This window comes from uncultured Polaribacter sp., from assembly GCF_947497125.1.
GTDB lineage: Bacteria > Bacteroidota > Bacteroidia > Flavobacteriales > Flavobacteriaceae > Polaribacter.
Genome location: NZ_CANMFI010000004.1, coordinates 270303 through 291491, shown reverse-complemented (window position 1 = coordinate 291491; position 21189 = coordinate 270303). Strand labels below are relative to the sequence as shown.

Genomic DNA, 21189 nt, shown 5'->3' with positions numbered 1-21189 from the left:
TTATTTATTTAGGTTTCTAATCATTCCATTAAAAACAAACCAATGAAACGGCATTACACTATACCAATACAATCTACCAGCAACACCATGTGGTCTAAATGTTGCTGTTTGTTTTAACTTGTTGTCTTCAATCTTAAATTCTAACCATGCTTCTCCAGGCAAAATCATTTCAGCATAGAGTAGTAGCTTTCCTTTTGTTTTATCAGCATAAATAACACGCCAAAAATCTAACGCGTCACCAGCATTTAATTCGTTAGGGTGTCTTCTGCCACGTCTTAAACCAGCACCACCAAAAAACTGATCTATAAACCCTCTAATTTTCCAAAGAAAAGTGCCATAATACCAACCTGTTTCTCCGCCAATTGCCCATATTTTATCCAAAGATTTTTCTTTGTCTTTTATAGTTCTTTGTTTAAAATCTTTAAAACAACCATGCTTGGGTACATTTATAAATTCGTGCACATAGTTTTTTAATTTGCCGCTGCTTATGTAAGAGTCTTTCCAGCTAGAAATAATACTATTTTGTTTAATTTTTACAAAAGCAAATTCTACGGCCTCTTTGTAAGACATTGGTGTTACCTCTAATATTTGGTTGATGTTACTTTTTTTACCAATTACTTCTACGCCCATAGAATTTACCAAAGAACTCGCTAACTTGTAGGATGTTGAGGTTACAAAATATAGCCAGTAAGAAGATAATTTGGGAGTCATTACAGGAACAGTTAGAATATATCTTTTTAATTTTCTAACAGCTGCAAATTGATACAGCATTTCTTTGTAGGTAAGAACTTCAGGGCCAAAAACATCATAAGAGGTGTTGTACAATTCTTCTTTTCCGATTGCTTTGTGTAAAAAAGACAATACATCTCTAATACCCAGCGGTTGAGTTTTAGTATTTAACCATTTAGGAGCAATCATAAAAGGAAGTTTTTCTACGATATCTCTAATAATTTCAAAAGAAGAACTACCAGAACCCACTATAATACCTGCCTTAAAAGTGGTTAATGCATATTTTTTAGAAGACAATGTGTTTTCTACATTTTTTCTTGAAAGTAAATGTTTAGATAGTTTAGTGTCGTTGGTAATACCACTTAAATAGATAACTTGTTTAAGAGATGTGGTTTTTGCAAATCTTTTAAAGTTGAAAGCACATTTTTCTTCTAAAACATGAAACTCTTTTACAGAGTTAGACATAGAATGTATCAAATAATAAGCAATTTCTATATCTTTTGGAAGTTGTGTTAAGCTCTGTGCATTTAAAAAATCTACCTCTAAAATAGTGATGTTTTTACGATCTTTAAAATACAGTTGTGCTCTTTGTTTATCTCTAACGGCACAAATTACTTTGTGCCCATCATTTAGTAACAAGGGTATTAATCTTTTGCCAATATAACCTGTTGCACCTGTTACTAAAATTTTCATTGTAATTGTTACACTTTTTTTGGTCTTTGGTAAGACAATTGTTGTTTAAATTTAGGAATTGCGTAGGTGTCTAAACCATTTATTGTAGCTACATTTCCTTCAGATAAATTAATTAAACCATCCTTTTTAAGCAACGCATCCTCTACATATAATTCTTCAATTTGAGCTACAATTAGCATTACATCGTTAGAGGGTACATATATTTCTTCTATAAATTTCATGCTCATTTGTACTGGAGCATTTTTTACAAAAGGGGCTTTAAAATTGCCTTTGTATTCTTCTTCTAAACCAGTCATATCAAACTCAGAAACAGCATCTGGGTATTTCGCAGAGGTATGGTGTGCGTCTTCAATAATGCTTTCCCAAATATGATTGATGGTAAAAACTCCGGTATCTTTTATGTTTTTATGGGTATTTCTTGGTACTGTTGTAGGGCGAAGTATAAAACCTAATGTTGGCGGATTAGAGCCTAAATGTATGACAGAACTAAAAACGGCAACGTTTGTAATTTTTTCTGTTGAAATAGAGCCTAATAAATTGGCAGATTTAAAACCAGAGCAGCTATTAATTAAATTAATTTTATAGATTTTGTCTAAACTGTCTATATCTTTTCTGTTGAAAAATGCCATTATAGAGATTTAAAATTGTTGATTTTTACATCTTTTGCCTTTAGATCATGCATTAAGTTATACAAGCCAAAAAAGGTTCTGTTAATGTAAATAAAATGCTTAGAGCCTCTATTGCCATTCATGTTTTTTAACTCTGTGCTTTTGGCATATTTTTGACCAAGGTCTGATATTTTTCCGAAGAAAACTTCGTCAGAAAAATCGAAAACTTCTTGATGAAATGGTTGTGTAAACAAACTCAGCATTTCGTGAAACATAGCTCTAAAAAAATCTAATTCTTCTTTAGAATCGTCTTTTCTTAAAATTTCTAGTTCAAATAATTTTTCCTCAAAATACACTGGATTTTCTATGTTTTCTGGTTTTGCCAATTCAAAATACGGAACATAAAAATCCATAGGAATTGTTTTCATACAACCAAAATCGATGACGATTAATTCGTTTTCAGGAGAAATTAAAAAATTTCCAGGATGTGGATCCGCATGTACCTTTTTTAGATTGTGAATCTGAAACATGTAAAAATCCCAAAGTGCTTGCCCTAATTTATTTGATACCTCTTGATTGTCTGTACTAAATTCAGAAAGATGCACACCCTGCATCCAATCCATAGTTATAATTCTATCAGAAGACAATTCAGGATAATAATTCGGAAAGTTTAAATTCGGGATGTGTTTACAAGCTGCAACAATTGCTTTGCTTTGTTCAACTTCTAGCACATAATTGGTTTCTTCTACTAATTTGTTTTCTACTTCTTTAAAGTATTTATCAGAATCTTTGCCTCTAATATTAAACATTTTAACAGCAATTGGCTTTACCAATGATAGATCTGAAGCAATACTTTGTGCAACACCTGGGTACTGTATTTTAACAGCTAGTTTTTTTCCATTTTTTTCGGCTTTGTGAACTTGACCTATACTTGCAGCATTTACAGAAACTAAATCAAACTTGTCATAAATTTCATTTGGATTTTTTCCAAAATAATTTTTAAAAGTTTTAGAGACCAATGCCGGAGAAAGTGGTGGAACCGAGAATTGTGAAAGCGAAAATTTTTCTACATATGCAGCAGGTAAAATACTTTTTTCCATACTTAGCATTTGAGCAACTTTAAGTGCGCTTCCTTTTAATTGCTTTAAACCATCGTAAATGTCTTCGGCATTATTTTCATTTAACCTGGCTTTTGCTTCATCTTCTGTTTTGGTAATTTTATCACCATAATATTTTAGGTAATTTACCCCAATTTTAGCACCAGTAGAAACTAGTTTAGAGGCGCGTTGTATTTTTGATGTAGGTATAGAGTCTATCGTTTTCATGCTGTTTTGTTGTAAAATTTATTTTAATTAAAATTTACTTTCTCTTTTAAAATAAATTTACCAAAATCAATAATGCTTTTCAATGGTTTTATATCCATAAGATCAAAACGTGCATTGATTGATTTTTCTATAAAAATGTCTGTTTTCTCAAAAGAAGAAGAGGTGTCGTCTAACCAAAATTTAAGTGTTATCATTAAATGAACCCAAGAAGTCTCTTTGATAGAGGTGTTTTGTATCTTTTCTAAAGTTTCTTGCTTTAACTCAATTCTTTCAATATTTAAAGCTTCTATATACTTTGTAAATACTGTTTTTAAAGACTGTAATGTTTTAAGCTTCTTAATATCTTTTTTGGCTTTTTCTAGAGCATAAACAACATAGCTTCTGTTTGCAGTTAAAATTTCGAAAAATGTAAAGTAGAAACTTAATAATTTATTTCTAGAGTCATAGTCTGCGTAGTCTTCACTTTTTTCTAATATGTGAAGTGTATGATTAAAAAACTCTGAAAAGATAGATGCTTCTATTGCTTCAAAAGAGCCATAAAATTTATAAAACTCTGCTTCGTCGAAGTTGTTTTCTTTTGCAAAACTGAATATTGTTTTCGGTTGATGATTGTTTTCTAAAACAAATTCCATATACCATGAAATCAAATTGTCTTTAGTAATGTTTTTTTTGCGAGCCATATGATTAGAATTTTAATACAAAGATACAAAATGTTTAGGTTATTTGGTTATTTGTTAAACAATAATATTTTGTTAATGTTTATGTTGTGATCATCACAAACAAAAAAAAGAATATTTATATTTGTTTTGATAAAAAGACATCATGATATTTACTTATAGAAACCTAGCGTATTTAGGCCTATTTTTATTGCTTTCTTGTACAGATAGTAAAAAAAATAAAAATATACAATCAGAAATTAATTCATCTGTCCAGACTCCAAAAGGAATGGTTTGGGTACCTTCTAAAACTTTTTTAATGGGCGCTAAACAAAGCGATTCTTATGCGATGATGCGAGAAAAACCAGCACATGAAGTATATGTTGATGGTTTTTACATAGATGCAACAGAAGTGACTAACAAAAAATTTAAAGCTTTTGTAGCTGCTACAAATTATGTAACAACAGCAGAAAAGCCGATAGACTGGGATGAGATTAAAAAAGATTTACCAGCCAATACCCCGAAACCTGCAGATTCTATTTTGCAACCTGGAAGTTTAATTTTTAATAAAAATGCCGGTAAAATAGTTTCTATGGATAACTATCAACAATGGTGGACATGGAAAATTGGTGCCAATTGGAGACAGCCAGAAGGCCCCGGTAGTTCTATAGATGGCAAAGACAACTACCCAGTTGTGCATGTAAGTTTTGCAGATGCTTTAGCATATTGTAAATGGGCAAATAGAAGATTGCCTACAGAGGCAGAGTGGGAGTCTGCTGCGCAAGGCAATCAAACAAATAATATTTTTTCTTGGGGTAATAACCCCGAAAAATTAAATGCGAATGCCAATACTTGGCAAGGTCAATTTCCTACGGTAAATGTATCTGAAGATGGTTTTGAATATATTTCTCCAATAAAATCATACCCTGCAAATAATATTGGGATTTATGATTTGGCAGGTAATGTTTGGGAAATTACTTCTGATCTTTTTAATGTTAAGTATTACAGTTCGTTAACGCCTAATGAGGTTTTAAACAACCCTACTGGAGCAGAAAAATCATTTTCACCAGCAAATCCTTATCAATTAGAATATGTAATGAAAGGTGGCTCTTTTTTATGTCATGCCTCTTATTGTGCAAGTTTTAGAATTTCTGCAAAAATGGGCATGGAGCCAAGTTCTAGCTCAGATCATATTGGTTTTAGAACCGTAGCAACAGAAAAAATGTTATTAGGTAAGTAGTTTTTAATTTGGTTAAAATATTTTACCAATCATAATCTTTATGAGCGTCAAGACGAATAAAGATAAAAAGTAAAATAGTAAAACCCCAAAGAGAAGAGCCTCCATAACTAAAAAATGGTAGTGGAATACCAATTGTTGGCATTAAGCCGATTACCATTCCTATATTTATCGCAATATGAAAAAATAATATGGATGCAACACCGTAACCATAGATTCGTCCGAATTTATTAGTATGGCTTTCTGCTAGATAAATAATTCGGTACAGAAGTAGAAGAAAAAGAATAATAACAAGTGTGCTTCCTAAAAAACCCCATTCTTCTCCGATGGTACTAAAAATATAATCGGTATGTTGTTCTGGTACAAAATCTCCTTGAGTTAAATCTCCCTGTAAAAAACCTTTACCACTTATTCCGCCGGAACTAATGGTTAATTCTGATTGATACGAGTTGTACCCAATATTAGACTTGTCTATTTTTAAGCCTAATAACACTTCAAAACGATCTCTTTGGTGTTGTTTAAAAATATCATTATAAACATACTCTGTTCCTAAAGTAAAAAGAAAAATGATAGCATACAGCCCTAAAATCTTGTACCAGTTAAATCTAAAAAATATTTTTCCGCCTTTGTAAATTGCATATACAACACCTATTGTTAGTAAGCTTAGTAATGTTGTAAGTATGGTTAGGTGCCCAAAAAGAATAATTAAAATAAAAATAAGTAGCGTTATAAATCCGAATAAAATATAGTTTAACGTTAATCCTTCTCTGTTTAAAACAAAGAAGAACGACAAATAAATTATTGCAGAACCAGCATCTGGTTGCATAATAATTAAAAATGCAGGGGTAAAAATGATGATAAAAGCTTTAATTTGATTTTTAACCAAGCCTAAATTATATTGTCGGTCACTTAATAGTTTTGCAACAGCCAATGCTGTAAATGCTTTTGCAAATTCTGAGGGTTGTAGTCCCATAAAACCAAAATTAAACCAAGATTTTGCACCATTTATTTCTTTACCCAGCGGAAACAATAAAATTAGTATGAGCAATGACAGCAAATAGAAAATACCAGAAAAGCGTTCATAAAACTTTGCGTTAAAAAACAGAATAATTATAATCATTGGTAAGCTAAGTGCTATCCAGATAATTTGTTTTCCATACTTGGTTGTAAAATCTAGTATTTGTGTGTTTTCTTCATTTTTAGATGCCGCATAAATATTCATCCATCCAAAGCCAACTAAAGCAATAAAAAGACCAACTAAAATCCAATCGATTTCTGCAAAGATGTTATTTCGTTCCTGACGCAATTTCTTCTGGTTTTTGGTGAAGTTTATCGTAAATGTCTGTTAAACTTAATGATAACATTCTTTTTTCTCTATATTTATTTTCTTTTGATATTTGTCCAGTTAAATATTTTTCGATAATTAAGCTAGTTACAGGTGCTGCAATGGTAGAACCATAACCTCCGTTTTCAACAAAAATAGCCAATGCTATTTTAGGATTTTTTTTAGGCGCAAAAGCTACTAAAATTGAATGATCTGGTAGCTGTATTTTGGTACCGTTAATTCTTGTAAAATTTTCAGCAGTCCCTGTTTTTCCACAAATTTCAATCCCTTTTACTTGGTTGTATTTACCTGTTCCGCTTTTAAAAACTTCATGCATTGCTTCTATAACAGGGGTAAAATGTTTTTGATTGATAGTTGTTTTTTTTGCAATTGTATATTTCGGGTCTTGTATTGGTTTTTTGTTTACTTTTTTTAAGATATGAGGAGTAAAAAAGTAGCCTTTATTAGCAATTGCTGCTGTAAAATTTGCCAATTGAATAGGAGTTGTTAAAATTTCTCCTTGTCCGATTGCATTCGAAATATTTGTAGAGCCATTCCAGGCATATTTGTATCTTTTGTCGTAATATTTACCATCAGGTATCAATCCTGGGCTTCCGGCAGGTAAGTCGTACCCAAGATAATCTCCTAAACCAAAACTACTAACATGACGATGCCAAGAGTCTAACCCTTCTGACGGATTGTTGTTTTTTTCTACAATTCTTTTGTAGGTGTTAGAAAAATAACTGTTACAAGACTTAGCAATGGCTGTTTTTAGGTTAATTGGCTTGCCAAATACACCACAATGGCATCCCATAAAATCACTCTCTTTTTTACCATATCTATAACCGTTATAACATCTAAAAGTTGTTTTATGGTTAATTACATTTTCCTCAAGACCAATTAAAGCATTCATCATTTTAAAAGGAGATCCAGGTGCGTATGCAGCTAATAGGCCTCTATCGTAAGAAGGTTTGCTAATGGTATCGTTAAACAGAAGAATAGAATTTTTAGATCTTTTTCTTCCTACCAACATATTTGGGTCGTAAGAAGGTGCTGTAACTAAAGCTAGTATTTCTCCGGTTTCTGGTTCTAACGCAACAATACCGCCTCTTTTACCATTCATTAACGTTTGTGCATACGCTTGTAATTCGATATCTAATGTTAACGTTAAATCTTTTCCGTTTTCTGGTAACGTATCGTATTTACCATCTAGATAGGCGCCAGTAACCTTGTTGAGGTTGTTTCTTTGAAGGTATTTTTTTCCTTTAATACCTCTTAAGTAATCTTCATATTGTCTTTCGATACCATCTTTTCCTACCAATTCACCTGCTTGATAATACTTGTTTTCTTTAGCAAGTGCCTCATTTACTTCACTTATATAGCCTAAAACATTTGCAGCAGCACTTACAGGATATTCTCTAATAACTCTTTTTTGAATAAAAAAACCAGCGTATTTATGAAGTTTTTCTTGTAAGAATGCAAAGTCTTCTTTTGCCAATTGTTTTAAAAATACAGAAGGTAAGTAGGTTGCATAATTTTCTGCTCTTCGAAACCTTTTAAGAAAATTTTCTTTATCAATTTTAAGTAAGTTGCAAAATTCTAGGGTATCTAATGGCCTTACTTGATTGGGTTGAATCATTACATCATAAGATAATTGATTCGCAACAAGTAGTTTGTTGTTTCTGTCGTACACATAACCTCTTTCTGGGTAATCGTATTCTATTTTTACAGCAGAGTTATGTATGGGGTCGTAATTGCTGCCTTTAATTACTTGCAATTGAAAAAGCCTAACAATGTAAATTAACCCCATTGCGGTAATAAAAAAATAGAGTAAATACCTTCTTTTCATTATTGACTTTTATTAAAAATAGTAGTTCCTATAAAATAAAGTATTACTGTAAAGATAGTTGTATACAAAGTATTTAGGAATACCATTGATAGGTTTTGAAAACTAAAGTTAGCAAAACAAAAATAAATAAAATGATGAATGACTGTTAAAGTAACCACATAATTAAAGACCTTGCCAAATGGTTCAGATTTTAAATTGAAAAAAGAAAAGTCTGCAGGAATTTTTTTGAAAAAAATTTTCACAAAAGAGACTCTAAAATATGCTATAAATAAAGTGGAAAAAGCATGTATACCGCCAGAATCAGAAAAAGAATCTATACATAACCCTAGTAAAAAGTTAAAAAATAAAAAAGGAAATCTATTTTCTTTTAAAGGATAAATAAACACAAAGGCAATGTATAAATAAGGATTAATTGTGTTCAGAAAATTGATGTTATTTAATACAAATACCTGAAGAAGTAAAAGAGAAATAAAAATAAATATGAGGTTAATCGTTTTATTCATCGATATTATTTTCTATTTGTTGTATTTCAATTTTATCAAAGTTTTTAATAACATTTACATAGTTAAGATTGCTCATATCATTAAATAATGTTACTTCTATGGTGTTATTAATGGTGTTTTTTTCTCCAACATTTGTTACAGCGCCAATTAAAACTCCTTCAGGGAAAATAGTTGATTTTCCACCAGTTTCAATAGTATCTCCAATATTTAAGGGAGCTTGCCTAGGGATGTCTGAGAGTTGAACATTTTTATAGTTTTCACCATTCCAGCTTAAAGTACCAAAATATCCAGTATTTTTTAGACGAGCGTTAATTTTACTTTTTTTGTTAAGAATAGATTGTACACGAGTATATTTATTTCCAACGTGTTCTGTTATACCAACAATTCCTTTGCTATTAATAACGGCCATTTCTTTTGAAATATTTTGATTTGCCCCTTTATTTATAGTTAAAAAATTAAACGCTTTTGTGTAGTTGTTATTTATAACCTTAGCATTTGTGTAGGCATATTTTTGATTGTAGCTGGTGGTATCTGTTATTACAGAATCTTCTATTGTAGAATTCGTGCTTTTTTTAGCTAACAGGTTTCTTAATCGAGTATTTTCTTCTGATAAAGAGAGGTTTTTTGATTTTAGGTCAAAGTAATTTGCAGAATTGTTAAGCGTTTCAAACAAACCACCCGTTAATGTGTTTGTAGAGTTAACAAGTTTGCTTTTATGAAAATTAAGATTATTAAATATAAATGTAAGAGCAATAAACTCTAAAAATAAAAAAAACAGAAAATACCTAAACTTCTGAAAAAAATAAATAATTTGCTGCATTGTTATCTGTTAGTTGCATCTATTTCATTAAAACGCTTTTGTATTTTTTTAATTCTTTTAGGGCAATCCCTGTTCCTCTTACAACAGCTCTTAAAGGGTCTTCTGCAACATAAACAGGCAAGTCTGTTTTTCTAGACAAACGCTTGTCTAAACCTCTTAACATAGAGCCACCACCTGCTAAATAAATACCAGTATTATATATGTCTGCCGCTAATTCTGGTGGTGTTTTTGATAAAGTTTCCATTACAGCATCTTCTATTCTTAGAATAGATTTGTCTAATGCTTTGGCAATTTCTCTGTATGATACTTGTACCTGTTTTGGTTTTCCGCTTAATAAATCTCTACCCTGAACAAGCATTTCATCTGGTGGTGTTTCTAAATCTTCTGTGGCAGCACCAATGGTAATTTTAATTTTTTCTGCGGTAGTTTCTCCAACATGTAGGTTGTGTTGTGTACGCATGTAGTACATAATGTCATTGGTAAATAAATCTCCAGCAACCTTTACAGATTGATCACAAACAATCCCTGCAAGTGCAATTACGGCTATTTCTGTAGTACCACCACCTATATCTATAATCATGTTTCCTTTCGGTTCCATAATATCTATACCCACACCAATTGCTGCTGCCATTGGTTCGTATATTAAATAAATTTCTTTTGCATTCATATGTTTAGCAGAGTCACGTACAGCACGTTTTTCTACTTCTGTAATTCCCGAAGGGATACAAATAACCATTCTTAATGCAGGTGGAAATAATTTCTTTTTTATGGATGGAATTTGTTTTACAAACTCTTTAATCATTTGCTCAGAAGCCTCAAAATCTGCAATTACACCGTCTTTTAAAGGGCGAATTGTTTTGATGTTTTCATGCGTTTTTCCTTGCATCAAATTGGCCTCTTTACCTATTGCTATAATTTGTCCAGAAATTCTGTTTCTAGCAACAATAGAAGGACTATCAATAACCACTTTTCCATTGTGAATTATCAACGTATTTGCGGTTCCTAAATCGATCGCAATATCTTCCGTCATAAAATCAAAAAAACCCATAAAAATATTTTTGTTGTATTATTTTAACTGTCTTGTTACAAATCTACTAAAATTCTGATTGTAAATACGCTATAAATAATTAATGTTTAAAATGTCTTGTGCCAGTCATTACCATAGATATATTATGAGCGTTGCAATAATCAATACTTAATTGATCTTTGATAGAACCTCCTGGCTGAATTACGCTTTTAATACCTGCTTTGTCTGCAATTTCTACACAGTCCGGAAATGGGAAGAAAGCATCACTTGCCATAACACTACCTAGCAAATCAAATTTAAAAGATGTTGCTTTTTCTATGGCTTGGTTTAGCGCATCAACTCTACTTGTTTGGCCTGTTCCACCAGCTAACAATTGCTTGTTTTTTACAAGAATAATTGTGTTCGATTTGGTGTTTTTACATAACTTAGAGGCAAATAATAAATCTTCTAATTCTGCTTCAGAAGGTTTGCTATTTGTTGCATAACTTAAATCTGCTAAGCTATCTGTAATATTATCTTTGTCTTGTACCAAATTACCATTTAAACAAGTTCTAATAGTTGTTGTTGGTAAAGCAACTTGTTTTTGAATTAAAATAATTCGGTTCTTTTTTCCTTTTAAAATAGCCAAAGCTTCGTCTGAAAAACTTGGAGCAATAACAACTTCGCAAAACAACTTGTGAATTTCTGTTGCAGTAGCAGCATCAATTTCTGTATTTGCTATTAAAATACCACCAAAAGCAGATACAGGATCTCCTGCCAAAGCATCTACATATGCTTGGTGTATGCTTTCTCTTTGTGCAAAACCACAAGCATTGTTGTGCTTTAAAATTGCAAAAGTTGGCGCTTCTCCTTTAAATTCTTCTATTAAATTTACAGCAGCATCTACATCTAGTAAGTTGTTGTAGCTTAATTCTTTACCGTGTAATTTATCAAACATTGCTTCTAAATCTCCAAAGAAATATCCTTTTTGATGAGGGTTTTCTCCGTAACGCAACACTTGTGCTTTGGTTTCGCTAACTTTTAAAGCAGGCGTTTCATCAGCATTAAAATAGTTAAAAATTGCAGTGTCGTAGTGAGAAGAAATATTAAAAGATTTAGCAGCAAATTTCTTTCTTTGTTCGATAGAAGTTGTGCCTTTGTTAGCGGATAAAATTTCTAAGAAATCATCATATTGATCCATAGAAGAAACTGTAAAAGTGTCTTTAAAGTTTTTTGCTGATGCTCTAATTAAAGAAATCCCACCAATGTCAATTTTTTCTACAATATCTTGTTCTGGCGCACCAGAAGCTACTGTTTTTTCAAACGGATATAAGTCTACAATTACCAAATCTATTTGCGGAATGTTATATTCTGCCAATTCAGCAATATCACTTGCGTTGTCTTGTCTGTTTAAAATACCTCCAAAAACTTTAGGATGCAATGTTTTTACTCTTCCGCCAAGTATAGATGGGTAAGAGGTAACTTCGTCTACAGGAACTACGTCAATACCTAATTCTTTAATAAATTTTTCGGTGCCTCCGGTAGAGTAAATAGTTACGTTTAATTCGTTAAGTTTTTTTACGATTGGTGCTAAACCATCTTTGTGAAATACCGAAATTAATGCGGATTTTATTGTTTTTGAAGTGCTCATTTGTGTTGTGTTGTTAAGCAAGCAAATTTAGAGAAAGCAAACTTCTAAGGCAATAAAAGATAATAACAAAAAGAGCTTTTAGTTAACAATTACATGTTTTAATTTAAAATTGTTACCACTTCTTTACAAACATATTCTAAAAGTTGCTCATCTAACGGCGTAAAAATATTGGCAGTATGAGAGTCAATGTCTATCTGTCCTATATTTTCTCCTTCAATAAAAATAGGAATTACAATTTCAGATTTCACCTTCCATCCGCAAGAAATATAATTGTCTTGCTCAGAAACGTCTTGTACCACAAAATTTTGGTTACTAACAGCCACTTGGCCACAAATTCCTTTTCCGAAAGGGATGATCGTGTGCTCGGTTTCTTCACCAGTATATTGCGCTAATTTCAACTCTTCTTTATCTCCGTTTTTAAAATAAAAACCAACCCAATCATAGTAAGAAACTTCTTTCTCTAACATATCACAAATAGCTTGTAGTTTGTTTTCTTTGGTTTCTTTTGATGCTAAAATTATATCAATCTTATTTTTTAATAAATCTATCTTCATTTTTGTATATTCGTTAGGCAATAAAGTGCAAAATTAATTTAAATTTATATGCGAAAGAATAAAAATGTAATCCTTTTTTTAGTAAAATTTTTTGTGACTTACTTTTTATTGGTAACCGTTTATAATGGTTATTTACAAAAAACGCAACAAAAACAACCTACTTTTAAAACGGCACCAATTACTGCTTTAGTAGCTAGCCAAACCGTTAGTTTGTTAGATTTTTTTGGTTATAATGCTGTTGCAGAACAACATGAAGAAGAGCTGTCTGTAAAACTTATACTTAATAATAGATTTACTGCTAGAGTAATAGAAGGGTGTAACTCTATTAGTATGATTATTTTATTTGTTGCATTTATCATTGCTTTTACAGGCAGTTTAAAAGCGACTGTTGTTTTTTCGGTTTTAGGAAGTGTATTTATTTACATTATTAATATTATTAGGATTGCAATTTTAACAGTTCTTATTTATAAATATCCACAACAGCAAGATTTGTTGCATAGTATTGTTTTTCCTGCTATTATTTATGGTGCTGTGTTTATGCTTTGGGTACTTTGGGTAGAAAAATTTTCAAACTACAAAAAATGAACAAATACCTAAAAATAGTGTTCCTTTTAATAGCTTTCTTATTTTTGATAAGAGGTTTTTCTAAAGAATTATTTTACGATCCTTTAATTTTTTATTTTAAAAATGATTATTTGTATGGTAATATTCCAGAAATAGATAGTTTACGTTTAATAAAAGATATGTGCTTCAGGTATTTTTTAAATTCTATTATAAGCATTGCAATTATCTGGTTACTTTTTCTGCGTAAAGACTATGTAAAGGTTACAGTTTGTTTTTATGCAATTGCTTTTGTGATGCTTATTACAACCTTTGCATTTCTTTTAAAAGATCAATTTGAAAGTGGTTATTTATTACCGTTTTACATTCGTAGGTTTATCATTCACCCACTATTTTTATTAATTCTATTACCAGCATTTTACTTTCAAAAATTAAGTAACAAGTAATTTAACAATTTTTTTGTGTTACATTTTGTAAATTTGCACTTGTAATGAAACAACTATTTCTTAAAATAACGACTGTTTTACTAACACTATTAGTGTTGTTTTCTACCTTTTCTTTTACGGTAGAAAGTCATTATTGTGGAGATTTTCTTATGGATGTTTCTTTTACAGGCAATGCAGCTGATTGTGGTATGCAAATGGAACAAACTGCTGTAAAGAAAAAGAAGAATTGTTGCAAAGACGAATTGCAAAAAATAGAAGGTCAAGATGAATTGCAGCATGCTTCTACAGACGATTTTGATCTTTTAAAACAACAATTTTTAACTTCATTCTTAGTTTCTTACAACGATTTATTTCTTCCTAAAGAAACTAAGAAAACTGTTTGCAAAGAATTACATCCACCTGAAATACCCAAAAATTATCAGGTTTTATTCCAAGTATTTTTAATTTGATTTTTGAATACAAAGATTTTATATCAACTCTTGTTGTTGTAATTCCTTTGAGCTTTTAATTCCCTACAATCGGAATTTAAAAAAAACGAATCTCAAATTTCAAATAAAAATCAATGAAAATATTTTTTATAAGTAGTTTCTTACTGCTTTTATCCACGTCTTTTTATGCTCAAAATGAGTTAAAGGGAATGATAATGGACAAACAAAATCCCAAAGATAATTTAGGTGTTAATGGCGCAACTGTAAACTGGTTAAATACAAATGTAGGTGCTGTTACCAATGAAAAAGGATGGTTTACCATTCCTTATAAAAAAGAATACAAAAAGTTAGTAATTAGTTATCTTGGTTACAAAACAGATACGCTTACAATTACCAATTTAAAGCCAATACATCATTTTATTACGCCAGAAAGTAATTTAGAGGAAATTACAATTCAAACAAAAAGAAAGGCAGTACAAAAATCATTATTTGCAACTGCAAATATGTTTACAGTAAATAATGATGAGTTGTTAAAAGCTGCTTGTTGCAACCTTGCAGAAAGTTTTGAAACCAATCCGTCTATAGATGTTAGTTTTTCGGATGCTTTAACAGGAACCAGACAAATACAAATGTTGGGTTTAAAGAGTCCGTATTTGTTAATTACACAAGAAAATGTGCCCTCTATAAGAGGAGCGGCTCAAGCCTTCGGGCTTACGTTTACACCAGGTACTTGGGTAGAAAGCATTCAAATTACAAAAGGTGCAGGTTCTGTTGTAAATGGTTTCGAGAGTATTTCTGGACAAATAAATGCAGAACTGGTAAAGCCTTTTTCTGATAACAAATTCTTTTTAAATGCCTATAGTTCTTTAAATGGTAGACTAGAGGTCAATACCCATTTTAATGAAAAAATATCAGACAAATGGCAGTCTGGTTTGTATATTCATGGGAATTACAGAGGTGAAAAATTTGACAATAATAAGGATGGTTTTTTAGATGCACCGCTGGCAAATCAGATAAATGTTATGAACCGTTGGCAATATACCGATGCTCAAAAAGGTTGGATTGGTTTTTTGAATGCGCGTTTTTTATCAGATACTAAACAGACAGGTAATCTTAACTTTAATCCAGAAAAAGATAGAGTATATCCAAACACTACATTAAATGGAAGCGAAATTTGGGGGAGTGAAATACAAACCAAACGATTTGAAACTTCTGCAAAGTTAGGGTATGTTTTTCCAGAATTACCATACCAAACTTTTGGTGTTCAGCTTGCTTACAGCAACCATGAACAAGATTCTTATTTTGGGGTAAATAACTATGACATTCAGCAAGAAAGCTTTTATTCTAATTTACTTTTCAATTCTATTATTGGCGATACTAGAAATAAGTTTAAAACAGGTATTAGTTATACCTATGATCGTTTTGTAGAGTTGGTAAATAGAACAGATTTTAATAGAAAAGAAACTTCGGTAGGTGCTTTTTTTGAATATGCTTTTGATAATCTAGACGATTTTAGTTTAACTGCTGGTCTTAGAGTAGATACGCACAATTTATTAGGTACTTTTATTACTCCTAGATTGCATTTAAGATATGCTCCTTGGCAAAATGGTGTTTTTAGAGCTTCTGCAGGAAGAGGTAAGAGAAGCGCCAGTATTTTTGCAGAAAATCAGCAATTATTTGCAAGTTCTAGGCAAATACATATAGACAATGTAGGTGGGGCTATATATGGTTTAAACCCAGAGATTGCTTGGAATTACGGAGTTTCGTATTTACAAAAGTTCACTTTATTTGCTAAAAAAGGAGATTTTACTTTTGATTATTACAGAACAGATTTTACAAATCAGGTGGTAGTAGATTGGGAAAATCCACAAGAAATTTCTTTTTACGATTTAAAGGGTCGTAGTATTGCAGATAGTTTTCAGGTAGAATTGAATTATAATTTGGCAAAGGGTTTCGATTTTAGAGCTGCTTACAAATATTTTAATGTGTTTACTGATTATAAAAGTGGGAGTTTACAAAAGCCATTACAGCCTAGAAATAGAGTTTTTGCAAATGTTTCTTATGAAACAGCAGTAAAAGAAAATGGCGCGCAATGGAAGTTTGATGCCACCTACAACAACATTGGCAAACAACGATTACCAAGAACAGTTTCTAATCCTGTTCAATATCAATTACCAGCATTTTCTGATCCTTTTAGTTTGATAAACATGCAAGTAACAAGAGTGTTTTCTGATAAATTTGAAGTGTATGTTGGTGGAGAAAACTTGACCAATGTGCAACAAAAAAATCCTATTTTAGCAAGTGATGATCCTTTTGGTGTAAATTTTGATACCACAATTGTGTATTCGCCAATTTTTGGACGCGCTATCTATGCAGGTTTAAGATTTAAAATAAAATAAGCTACATAAAAGTTTAACAAATTATAATTAATAAAAATGAAAAAAATAATAGTAGTATTCAGTTTGTGTTTGATTGGCTTTTCTTTTCAAGCACAAGAAAAAAAAGAAATTAAAAAAAATAAAAACGCCAAAATTACACTTACGGTAGATGGTATTTGTGGGATGTGTAAAAAACGAATAGAAACAGCTTCTTTAAAAACCAAAGGAGTAAAGTTTGCTATTTGGGATGTAAAAACACATCAACTAAATTTAATTTTAGACGAGCGAAAGACAGCAGTAGCAGCTGTACAAAAAAATATTTTAGCTATAGGACATGATATTTTGCTAGAAAAAGGCAGAAAATTGGTTTCAGCAAAAGAGGCTTATGAATCTGTGCACCCATGTTGTAAGTACAGAGACAGTGAAATTGTTTTAGAGCATGATGGAGGTTTTACAAAACAAGAAAAATAATCCTTAAGTTGCTTTCAAATAAAAATCCGTTAGAATTATTTCTAACGGATTTTTTTATCAATGTTTCTCTATAAAGTAGAAATAACCTAGATGTTTTAAATAACTATCTATTCATAAAAGAGAGATAATTACTTACCAGTACTTCTGGTTTACATCATTCCTGGCATTCCGCCACCCATAGGAGGCATTCCGCCTGCAGGAGCATCTTCTTTAATGTCTATCAAAGCACATTCTGTAGTTAAGATCATACCTGCAACAGATGCGGCATTTTCTAAAGCAACACGTGTTACTTTTTTAGGGTCTATAATTCCGGCATCTAACATGTCTACATATTTGTCAGATTTAGCATCATAACCAAAATCTTTTTTACCTTCTAACACTTTGTTAATTACCACAGAACCTTCTCCGCCAGCATTTTCAACAATTGTTCTTAAAGGAGCTTCAATGGCTTTATTTACAATTTGTACCCCGGTAGTTTCATCTAAATTATCTGTTGTAATTTTCTCTAAAACTTTTTTAGCTCTAACTAATGCAACACCACCACCAGCAACAATACCTTCTTCTACAGCAGCTCTTGTTGCATGCAAAGCGTCATCTACTCTGTCTTTTTTCTCTTTCATTTCTACTTCAGAAGCAGCACCAACATAAAGTACAGCCACACCACCAGCCAATTTAGCCAAACGCTCTTGTAGTTTTTCTTTATCGTAATCTGATGTAGTGGTTTCTATTTGTGCTTTTATCTGATTTACTCTTGCTTTTATAGCAGCTGCATCTCCAGCGCCATTTACAATTGTAGTATTGTCTTTGTCTATTGTTATTCCTTCTGCAGTTCCTAACAAGTCTAATGTTGCATTTTCTAGAGAGAAACCTCTTTCTTCGCTAATTACAGTTCCACCAGTTAAGATGGCAATATCTTCTAACATTGCTTTTCTACGGTCTCCAAAACCAGGTGCTTTTACAGCTGCAATTTTAAGACCACCACGTAATTTATTTACAACTAAGGTTGCCAATGCTTGTCCGTCTACATCTTCTGCAATAATCAATAAAGGTCTTCCAGATTGTGAAACAGGTTCTAAAATTGGAAGAATTTCTTGTAGGTTAGAGATTTTTTTATCGAATAATAAAACATACGGATTTTCTAAATCTGCAATCATTTTATCTGCATCGGTAACAAAATAAGGAGATAAGTATCCTCTGTCAAATTGCATTCCTTCTACAACATCAACATAAGTTTCCATTCCTTTAGCTTCTTCAACAGTAATAACACCTTCTTTACCAACTTTAGTAAAAGCGGTTGCTATTAAATCGCCAATAACATCGTCATTATTTGCAGAAATTGCAGCTACTTGTTTTATCTTATCTGAAGAGTTTCCAACTTTTTTAGCTTGTTTTTCTAAATCTGTAACAATTGCAGTTACTGCTTTATCAATACCACGTTTCAGATCCATTGGATTTGCACCTGCAGCAACATTTTTTAAGCCTTCTTTTACAATTGCTTGTGCTAAAACAGTAGCAGTTGTTGTTCCATCTCCAGCTAAGTCATTGGTTTTAGAAGCAACTTCTTTTACCATTTGAGCACCCATGTTTTCTAGTTCATTCTCTAGCTCTACTTCTTTTGCTACAGAAACACCATCTTTGGTTACTGTTGGAGCTCCAAAAGATTTAGAAATAATTACATTTCTACCTTTTGGTCCTAAGGTTACTTTTACTGCATTTGCTAAAGCGTCAACTCCACGTTTTAATCCGTCTCTAGCTTCTATATCAAATTTTATGTCTTTTGCCATTTTAAATAAGTTTTATGCCATTAGTATTTCACTTTTGGCGTTTTTTAATTAATTTATAGTGCTTAAAGCTTTATTAAATAATCGCTAAAATATCAGATTCTCTCATCATTAAGTAATCTTTTCCTTCTAGTTTTAGATCTGTTCCGCCATACTTACTATACAATACGGTATCTCCAATTTTCACAGTTAAAGGCTCGTCTACTTTACCGTTTCCAACGGCAACTACTGTACCTTGTTGTGGCTTTTCTTTTGCATTGTCTGGTATAATTAGACCAGATGCTGTTTTTGTTTCTGCTGGTGCAGGTTCTACAAGAACTCTGTCTGCTAAAGGTTTAATGTTTACGCCCATTTTATATAAATTTTTAATAATTAAAATATTTTAAATCAAATTAGTCAGAAATTATGCCAATGCATAAAAACTGACATTTTTTCTTTGATTGATTTGTTTGTCAATCATTATTCAAAAAAAAAATGCCAACGTGTCATTTACGTTGGCATTTTATATTATTTAAAAAATAGTTATTGTAAACTATCGTTTGTGTTTGTTGTGTTTTCAGCAGGCACTGTAGTCTCAATACCATCTAAAGTATTGTCTAACTTAAAGTTTTGGTCTGCACCTCTGTCTATAATAAAATTAGATAGTAAAATTAATGCAAACATTGCTATTGCCAACGTCCAAGTTGTTCTATCTAAAAAATTATTTGTGTTTTGTACGCCTCCTAAAGATTGTGCGCCACCGCCACCAAAAGAAGAAGATAAGCCTCCGCCTTTAGGGTTTTGTACCATTACTATTAAGATTAACGCAATTGCTACAATCAAAATTAAAATTAAAAAAGCCGTGTAACTCATGATTTATTTTTTTGTAAAATTTGTATTCTTTTAATTTGGTCTGCAAAGAAACCACTTTTTTCTGGATATTTCAAACTTAAAATTCTATAAGCTTGTATTGCGTTTTCATACTTGTTTTGTTCTAGATAAACCTTTGCCAATGTTTGGGTCATTAGAGAGGTGTCTTGTTCGTTTTTAGCAATAGAAGTTGTTATAATTTTATCTTTGTTTACAGGTTTTATTTTTGGATTATTCTCAATAAATTTAGTAATAATTGCTTCTTTTTTTTCTTGAGAAACATTGGTTTCTTGTGACCTGTCAATAGGTTTCTTATTAGAAAGTTGAAGCCATTCGCTAAATGAATAATTTTCTTCTGATGAAAATAAAAGCGGAGTTCCTAACTCCAATTCTTTTTTAGCTTCGATAATAGTAGTTTCTTGAATACTTGCTTTTTTTGTAGATTTAAAAATTTCTTTAACAGGATTAGCTTCTTTACGCTCTTTATGTATCTTTTCTGAAATTTGCTGATGAATGTCTTCTTCTGTAGAATTAAATTTTTCTGAAGTTATAAAATCAAACAAAATACTTCTGTCTGTTGTATAGGCAGCAGTTTGTTTTAATTCATAATTATATTTAAAGCTTTCTTGGTTTTTTAAGCCTTTTAGATACAGTGCTCTTGCAGATTGAAAATAAGGATATTCTTCAATAATTTTTTTTAATTCTACTGTTTCTACTTGATTTATTCTAGTACAATTTTGAAGTGTATTGGTAAAAGTATCTAATTTCATTTTCTGTAAAGTATTACCATTTAGCTACCGAAGCATTAAATACATCTTGTGTAATTCTCTCTAAAATTTCATCTAATGCGGCTTCTAAAACACTACCACTTAATTGTGCATCTGCTGCAAAATCTGAGTAAAAAGAGAACTGTTTTTCAAAGTCGTCTTTTTCTATTAATTTATTTGCGTACCTAACATTTACGGTAACAGTTAATCTGTTTTGGGCAGCAGTTTGTTGCGATGTTGCACTCATAGGATTAATTCTATATCCTGTAATTTCTCCGCTAAAATATAAATCTCCGTTAGCGCTAACGGTTGTTAAATTTGTTTGTCTTGTAAATAAATCTAATAAGTCTTGCGTAAAACGCTGACTTAAAGTTGGCTCTACCAAAGAAGCTTGGTTTGGAAAAAAATCTATTTGTATTGTTTTTGCATCTCCAGTACTACCGCCAGTAAAAGAATACGCACCACAAGCGGTAACAATTGTTATGCTTACTAAAAATGACAGAAAATAAAATATTTTTTTCATTGAATGTAAAGTTGCCTTAGTTGGTATTAA

22 protein-coding genes are annotated in these 21189 nt (G+C 31.4%); 7 read left to right on the top strand and 15 right to left on the bottom strand.

The annotated features are described in order from the left end of the window. Genes Q0678_RS08345 through Q0678_RS08330 form a run of 4 tightly spaced genes read right to left on the bottom strand, consistent with a single transcriptional unit; the run spans position 1 to position 4035 of the window. Positions 1 to 1422, bottom strand: a complete 1422-nt coding sequence (locus tag Q0678_RS08345; RefSeq protein ID WP_299056520.1) for an SDR family oxidoreductase — start codon at positions 1420 to 1422, stop codon at positions 1 to 3. A gap of 8 nt (positions 1423 to 1430) precedes the next feature. Next, positions 1431 to 2051, bottom strand: a complete 621-nt coding sequence (locus tag Q0678_RS08340; RefSeq protein ID WP_299056518.1) for a flavin reductase — start codon at positions 2049 to 2051, stop codon at positions 1431 to 1433. Continuing rightward, on the bottom strand, positions 2051 to 3355 hold the full coding sequence (locus tag Q0678_RS08335; RefSeq protein ID WP_299056515.1) for a lipopolysaccharide core heptose(II) kinase RfaY: 1305 nt from the start codon (positions 3353 to 3355) through the stop codon (positions 2051 to 2053). The genes Q0678_RS08340 and Q0678_RS08335 overlap by 1 nt, the downstream gene beginning before the upstream one ends. Positions 3356 to 3378: 23 nt before the next feature. After that, positions 3379 to 4035 carry a TetR family transcriptional regulator C-terminal domain-containing protein gene (locus Q0678_RS08330; protein ID WP_299056513.1) on the bottom strand — a complete coding sequence of 219 codons (657 nt, stop codon included), beginning with the start codon at positions 4033 to 4035 and terminating at the stop codon, positions 3379 to 3381. A gap of 142 nt (positions 4036 to 4177) precedes the next feature. Here Q0678_RS08330 and Q0678_RS08325 point away from each other — a divergent pair, with 142 nt between their 5' ends. Next, on the top strand, positions 4178 to 5251 hold the full coding sequence (locus Q0678_RS08325; RefSeq protein WP_299056510.1) for a formylglycine-generating enzyme family protein: 1074 nt from the start codon (positions 4178 to 4180) through the stop codon (positions 5249 to 5251). Positions 5252 to 5273: 22 nt separating this feature from the next. Here Q0678_RS08325 and rodA read toward each other — a convergent pair whose 3' ends face one another. Together rodA and mrdA are read right to left on the bottom strand one after the other, a co-directional pair. Beyond that, positions 5274 to 6554, bottom strand: coding sequence for a rod shape-determining protein RodA (gene rodA / locus Q0678_RS08320; RefSeq protein WP_299056506.1), 1281 nt, complete (start codon positions 6552 to 6554; stop codon positions 5274 to 5276). After that, on the bottom strand, positions 6535 to 8421 hold the full coding sequence (mrdA, locus tag Q0678_RS08315; RefSeq protein WP_299056504.1) for a penicillin-binding protein 2: 1887 nt from the start codon (positions 8419 to 8421) through the stop codon (positions 6535 to 6537). The genes rodA and mrdA overlap by 20 nt, the downstream gene beginning before the upstream one ends. A gap of 195 nt (positions 8422 to 8616) precedes the next feature. Between mrdA and Q0678_RS08310 the strand changes: the two genes are divergently transcribed. Continuing rightward, positions 8617 to 8799, top strand: coding sequence for a hypothetical protein (locus tag Q0678_RS08310; protein WP_299056502.1), 183 nt, complete (start codon positions 8617 to 8619; stop codon positions 8797 to 8799). Positions 8800 to 8916: 117 nt separating this feature from the next. Here the strand turns inward: Q0678_RS08310 and mreC are convergent, their stop codons facing one another. From mreC to Q0678_RS08290, 4 genes are all read right to left on the bottom strand, one after another. Continuing rightward, the gene (mreC, locus tag Q0678_RS08305) at positions 8917 to 9744 is read right to left on the bottom strand and encodes a rod shape-determining protein MreC (RefSeq protein ID WP_299056499.1); all 828 of its coding nucleotides are present in this window, start codon (positions 9742 to 9744) and stop codon (positions 8917 to 8919) included. Positions 9745 to 9763: 19 nt separating this feature from the next. After that, positions 9764 to 10792 (bottom strand): rod shape-determining protein, encoded by a 1029-nt coding sequence (locus Q0678_RS08300; RefSeq protein WP_299056496.1) that lies wholly within the window; start codon positions 10790 to 10792, stop codon positions 9764 to 9766. A 79-nt stretch (positions 10793 to 10871) separates the two neighbouring features. Next, a complete protein-coding gene (gene purH, locus Q0678_RS08295; RefSeq protein WP_299056493.1) occupies positions 10872 to 12401 on the bottom strand; it encodes a bifunctional phosphoribosylaminoimidazolecarboxamide formyltransferase/IMP cyclohydrolase in 1530 nt (509 codons plus the stop codon). A gap of 98 nt (positions 12402 to 12499) precedes the next feature. Next, positions 12500 to 12955, bottom strand: coding sequence for a GAF domain-containing protein (locus Q0678_RS08290; protein WP_299056491.1), 456 nt, complete (start codon positions 12953 to 12955; stop codon positions 12500 to 12502). 48 nt (positions 12956 to 13003) lie between these two features. Here Q0678_RS08290 and xrtF point away from each other — a divergent pair, with 48 nt between their 5' ends. The 5 genes from xrtF (at position 13004) to Q0678_RS08265 (ending at position 17239) form a co-directional block, all read left to right on the top strand. Further along, positions 13004 to 13540: an exosortase family protein XrtF gene (gene xrtF / locus Q0678_RS08285; protein WP_299056488.1), complete on the top strand. Its 537-nt coding sequence runs from the start codon at positions 13004 to 13006 to the stop codon at positions 13538 to 13540. After that, a complete protein-coding gene (locus Q0678_RS08280) occupies positions 13537 to 13962 on the top strand; it encodes an exosortase F system-associated protein (RefSeq protein WP_299056486.1) in 426 nt (141 codons plus the stop codon). Before xrtF ends, Q0678_RS08280 begins: the two co-directional genes overlap by 4 nt. A 44-nt stretch (positions 13963 to 14006) precedes the next feature. Beyond that, positions 14007 to 14411, top strand: a complete 405-nt coding sequence (locus Q0678_RS08275) for a hypothetical protein (RefSeq protein ID WP_299056484.1) — start codon at positions 14007 to 14009, stop codon at positions 14409 to 14411. Positions 14412 to 14524: 113 nt separating this feature from the next. Next, the gene (locus Q0678_RS08270; protein WP_299056482.1) at positions 14525 to 16789 is read left to right on the top strand and encodes a TonB-dependent receptor; all 2265 of its coding nucleotides are present in this window, start codon (positions 14525 to 14527) and stop codon (positions 16787 to 16789) included. 36 nt (positions 16790 to 16825) lie between these two features. Continuing rightward, on the top strand, positions 16826 to 17239 hold the full coding sequence (locus tag Q0678_RS08265; protein WP_299056480.1) for a heavy-metal-associated domain-containing protein: 414 nt from the start codon (positions 16826 to 16828) through the stop codon (positions 17237 to 17239). A gap of 149 nt (positions 17240 to 17388) precedes the next feature. Here the strand turns inward: Q0678_RS08265 and groL are convergent, their stop codons facing one another. From groL to Q0678_RS08240, 5 genes are all read right to left on the bottom strand, one after another. Beyond that, on the bottom strand, positions 17389 to 19023 hold the full coding sequence (groL, locus tag Q0678_RS08260) for a chaperonin GroEL (RefSeq protein WP_299056478.1): 1635 nt from the start codon (positions 19021 to 19023) through the stop codon (positions 17389 to 17391). A gap of 73 nt (positions 19024 to 19096) precedes the next feature. Beyond that, entirely contained in the window at positions 19097 to 19372 is a 276-nt protein-coding gene (gene groES / locus Q0678_RS08255) for a co-chaperone GroES (protein ID WP_299056475.1), read from the bottom strand. A 170-nt stretch (positions 19373 to 19542) separates the two neighbouring features. Then, the gene (gene secG / locus Q0678_RS08250) at positions 19543 to 19872 is read right to left on the bottom strand and encodes a preprotein translocase subunit SecG (RefSeq protein ID WP_299056473.1); all 330 of its coding nucleotides are present in this window, start codon (positions 19870 to 19872) and stop codon (positions 19543 to 19545) included. Then, the gene (locus Q0678_RS08245; RefSeq protein WP_299056471.1) at positions 19869 to 20639 is read right to left on the bottom strand and encodes a hypothetical protein; all 771 of its coding nucleotides are present in this window, start codon (positions 20637 to 20639) and stop codon (positions 19869 to 19871) included. The genes secG and Q0678_RS08245 overlap by 4 nt, the downstream gene beginning before the upstream one ends. A gap of 13 nt (positions 20640 to 20652) precedes the next feature. After that, positions 20653 to 21159 carry an LptE family protein gene (locus Q0678_RS08240; protein ID WP_299056468.1) on the bottom strand — a complete coding sequence of 169 codons (507 nt, stop codon included), beginning with the start codon at positions 21157 to 21159 and terminating at the stop codon, positions 20653 to 20655. Positions 21160 to 21189 lie beyond the last annotated feature (30 nt).

What these genes read in the sequence shown, in the direction of transcription:
- Q0678_RS08325 (WP_299056510.1), top strand. Translation starts at nt 4,178, where the DNA reads ATGATATTTACTTATAGAAACCTAGCGTATTTAGGCCTATTTTTATTG.
- secG (WP_299056473.1), bottom strand. Translation starts at nt 19,872, where the DNA reads ATGAGTTACACGGCTTTTTTAATTTTAATTTTGATTGTAGCAATTGCG.
- mreC (WP_299056499.1), bottom strand. Translation starts at nt 9,744, where the DNA reads ATGCAGCAAATTATTTATTTTTTTCAGAAGTTTAGGTATTTTCTGTTT.
- xrtF (WP_299056488.1), top strand. Translation starts at nt 13,004, where the DNA reads ATGCGAAAGAATAAAAATGTAATCCTTTTTTTAGTAAAATTTTTTGTG.
- Q0678_RS08280 (WP_299056486.1), top strand. Translation starts at nt 13,537, where the DNA reads ATGAACAAATACCTAAAAATAGTGTTCCTTTTAATAGCTTTCTTATTT.
- Q0678_RS08275 (WP_299056484.1), top strand. Translation starts at nt 14,007, where the DNA reads ATGAAACAACTATTTCTTAAAATAACGACTGTTTTACTAACACTATTA.
- Q0678_RS08240 (WP_299056468.1), bottom strand. Translation starts at nt 21,159, where the DNA reads ATGAAAAAAATATTTTATTTTCTGTCATTTTTAGTAAGCATAACAATT.
- Q0678_RS08245 (WP_299056471.1), bottom strand. Translation starts at nt 20,639, where the DNA reads ATGAAATTAGATACTTTTACCAATACACTTCAAAATTGTACTAGAATA.
- groL (WP_299056478.1), bottom strand. Translation starts at nt 19,023, where the DNA reads ATGGCAAAAGACATAAAATTTGATATAGAAGCTAGAGACGGATTAAAA.
- Q0678_RS08345 (WP_299056520.1), bottom strand. Translation starts at nt 1,422, where the DNA reads ATGAAAATTTTAGTAACAGGTGCAACAGGTTATATTGGCAAAAGATTA.
- Q0678_RS08300 (WP_299056496.1), bottom strand. Translation starts at nt 10,792, where the DNA reads ATGGGTTTTTTTGATTTTATGACGGAAGATATTGCGATCGATTTAGGA.
- Q0678_RS08340 (WP_299056518.1), bottom strand. Translation starts at nt 2,051, where the DNA reads ATGGCATTTTTCAACAGAAAAGATATAGACAGTTTAGACAAAATCTAT.
- groES (WP_299056475.1), bottom strand. Translation starts at nt 19,372, where the DNA reads ATGGGCGTAAACATTAAACCTTTAGCAGACAGAGTTCTTGTAGAACCT.
- purH (WP_299056493.1), bottom strand. Translation starts at nt 12,401, where the DNA reads ATGAGCACTTCAAAAACAATAAAATCCGCATTAATTTCGGTATTTCAC.
- mrdA (WP_299056504.1), bottom strand. Translation starts at nt 8,421, where the DNA reads ATGAAAAGAAGGTATTTACTCTATTTTTTTATTACCGCAATGGGGTTA.
- Q0678_RS08290 (WP_299056491.1), bottom strand. Translation starts at nt 12,955, where the DNA reads ATGAAGATAGATTTATTAAAAAATAAGATTGATATAATTTTAGCATCA.
- Q0678_RS08270 (WP_299056482.1), top strand. Translation starts at nt 14,525, where the DNA reads ATGAAAATATTTTTTATAAGTAGTTTCTTACTGCTTTTATCCACGTCT.
- Q0678_RS08265 (WP_299056480.1), top strand. Translation starts at nt 16,826, where the DNA reads ATGAAAAAAATAATAGTAGTATTCAGTTTGTGTTTGATTGGCTTTTCT.
- Q0678_RS08335 (WP_299056515.1), bottom strand. Translation starts at nt 3,355, where the DNA reads ATGAAAACGATAGACTCTATACCTACATCAAAAATACAACGCGCCTCT.
- Q0678_RS08330 (WP_299056513.1), bottom strand. Translation starts at nt 4,035, where the DNA reads ATGGCTCGCAAAAAAAACATTACTAAAGACAATTTGATTTCATGGTAT.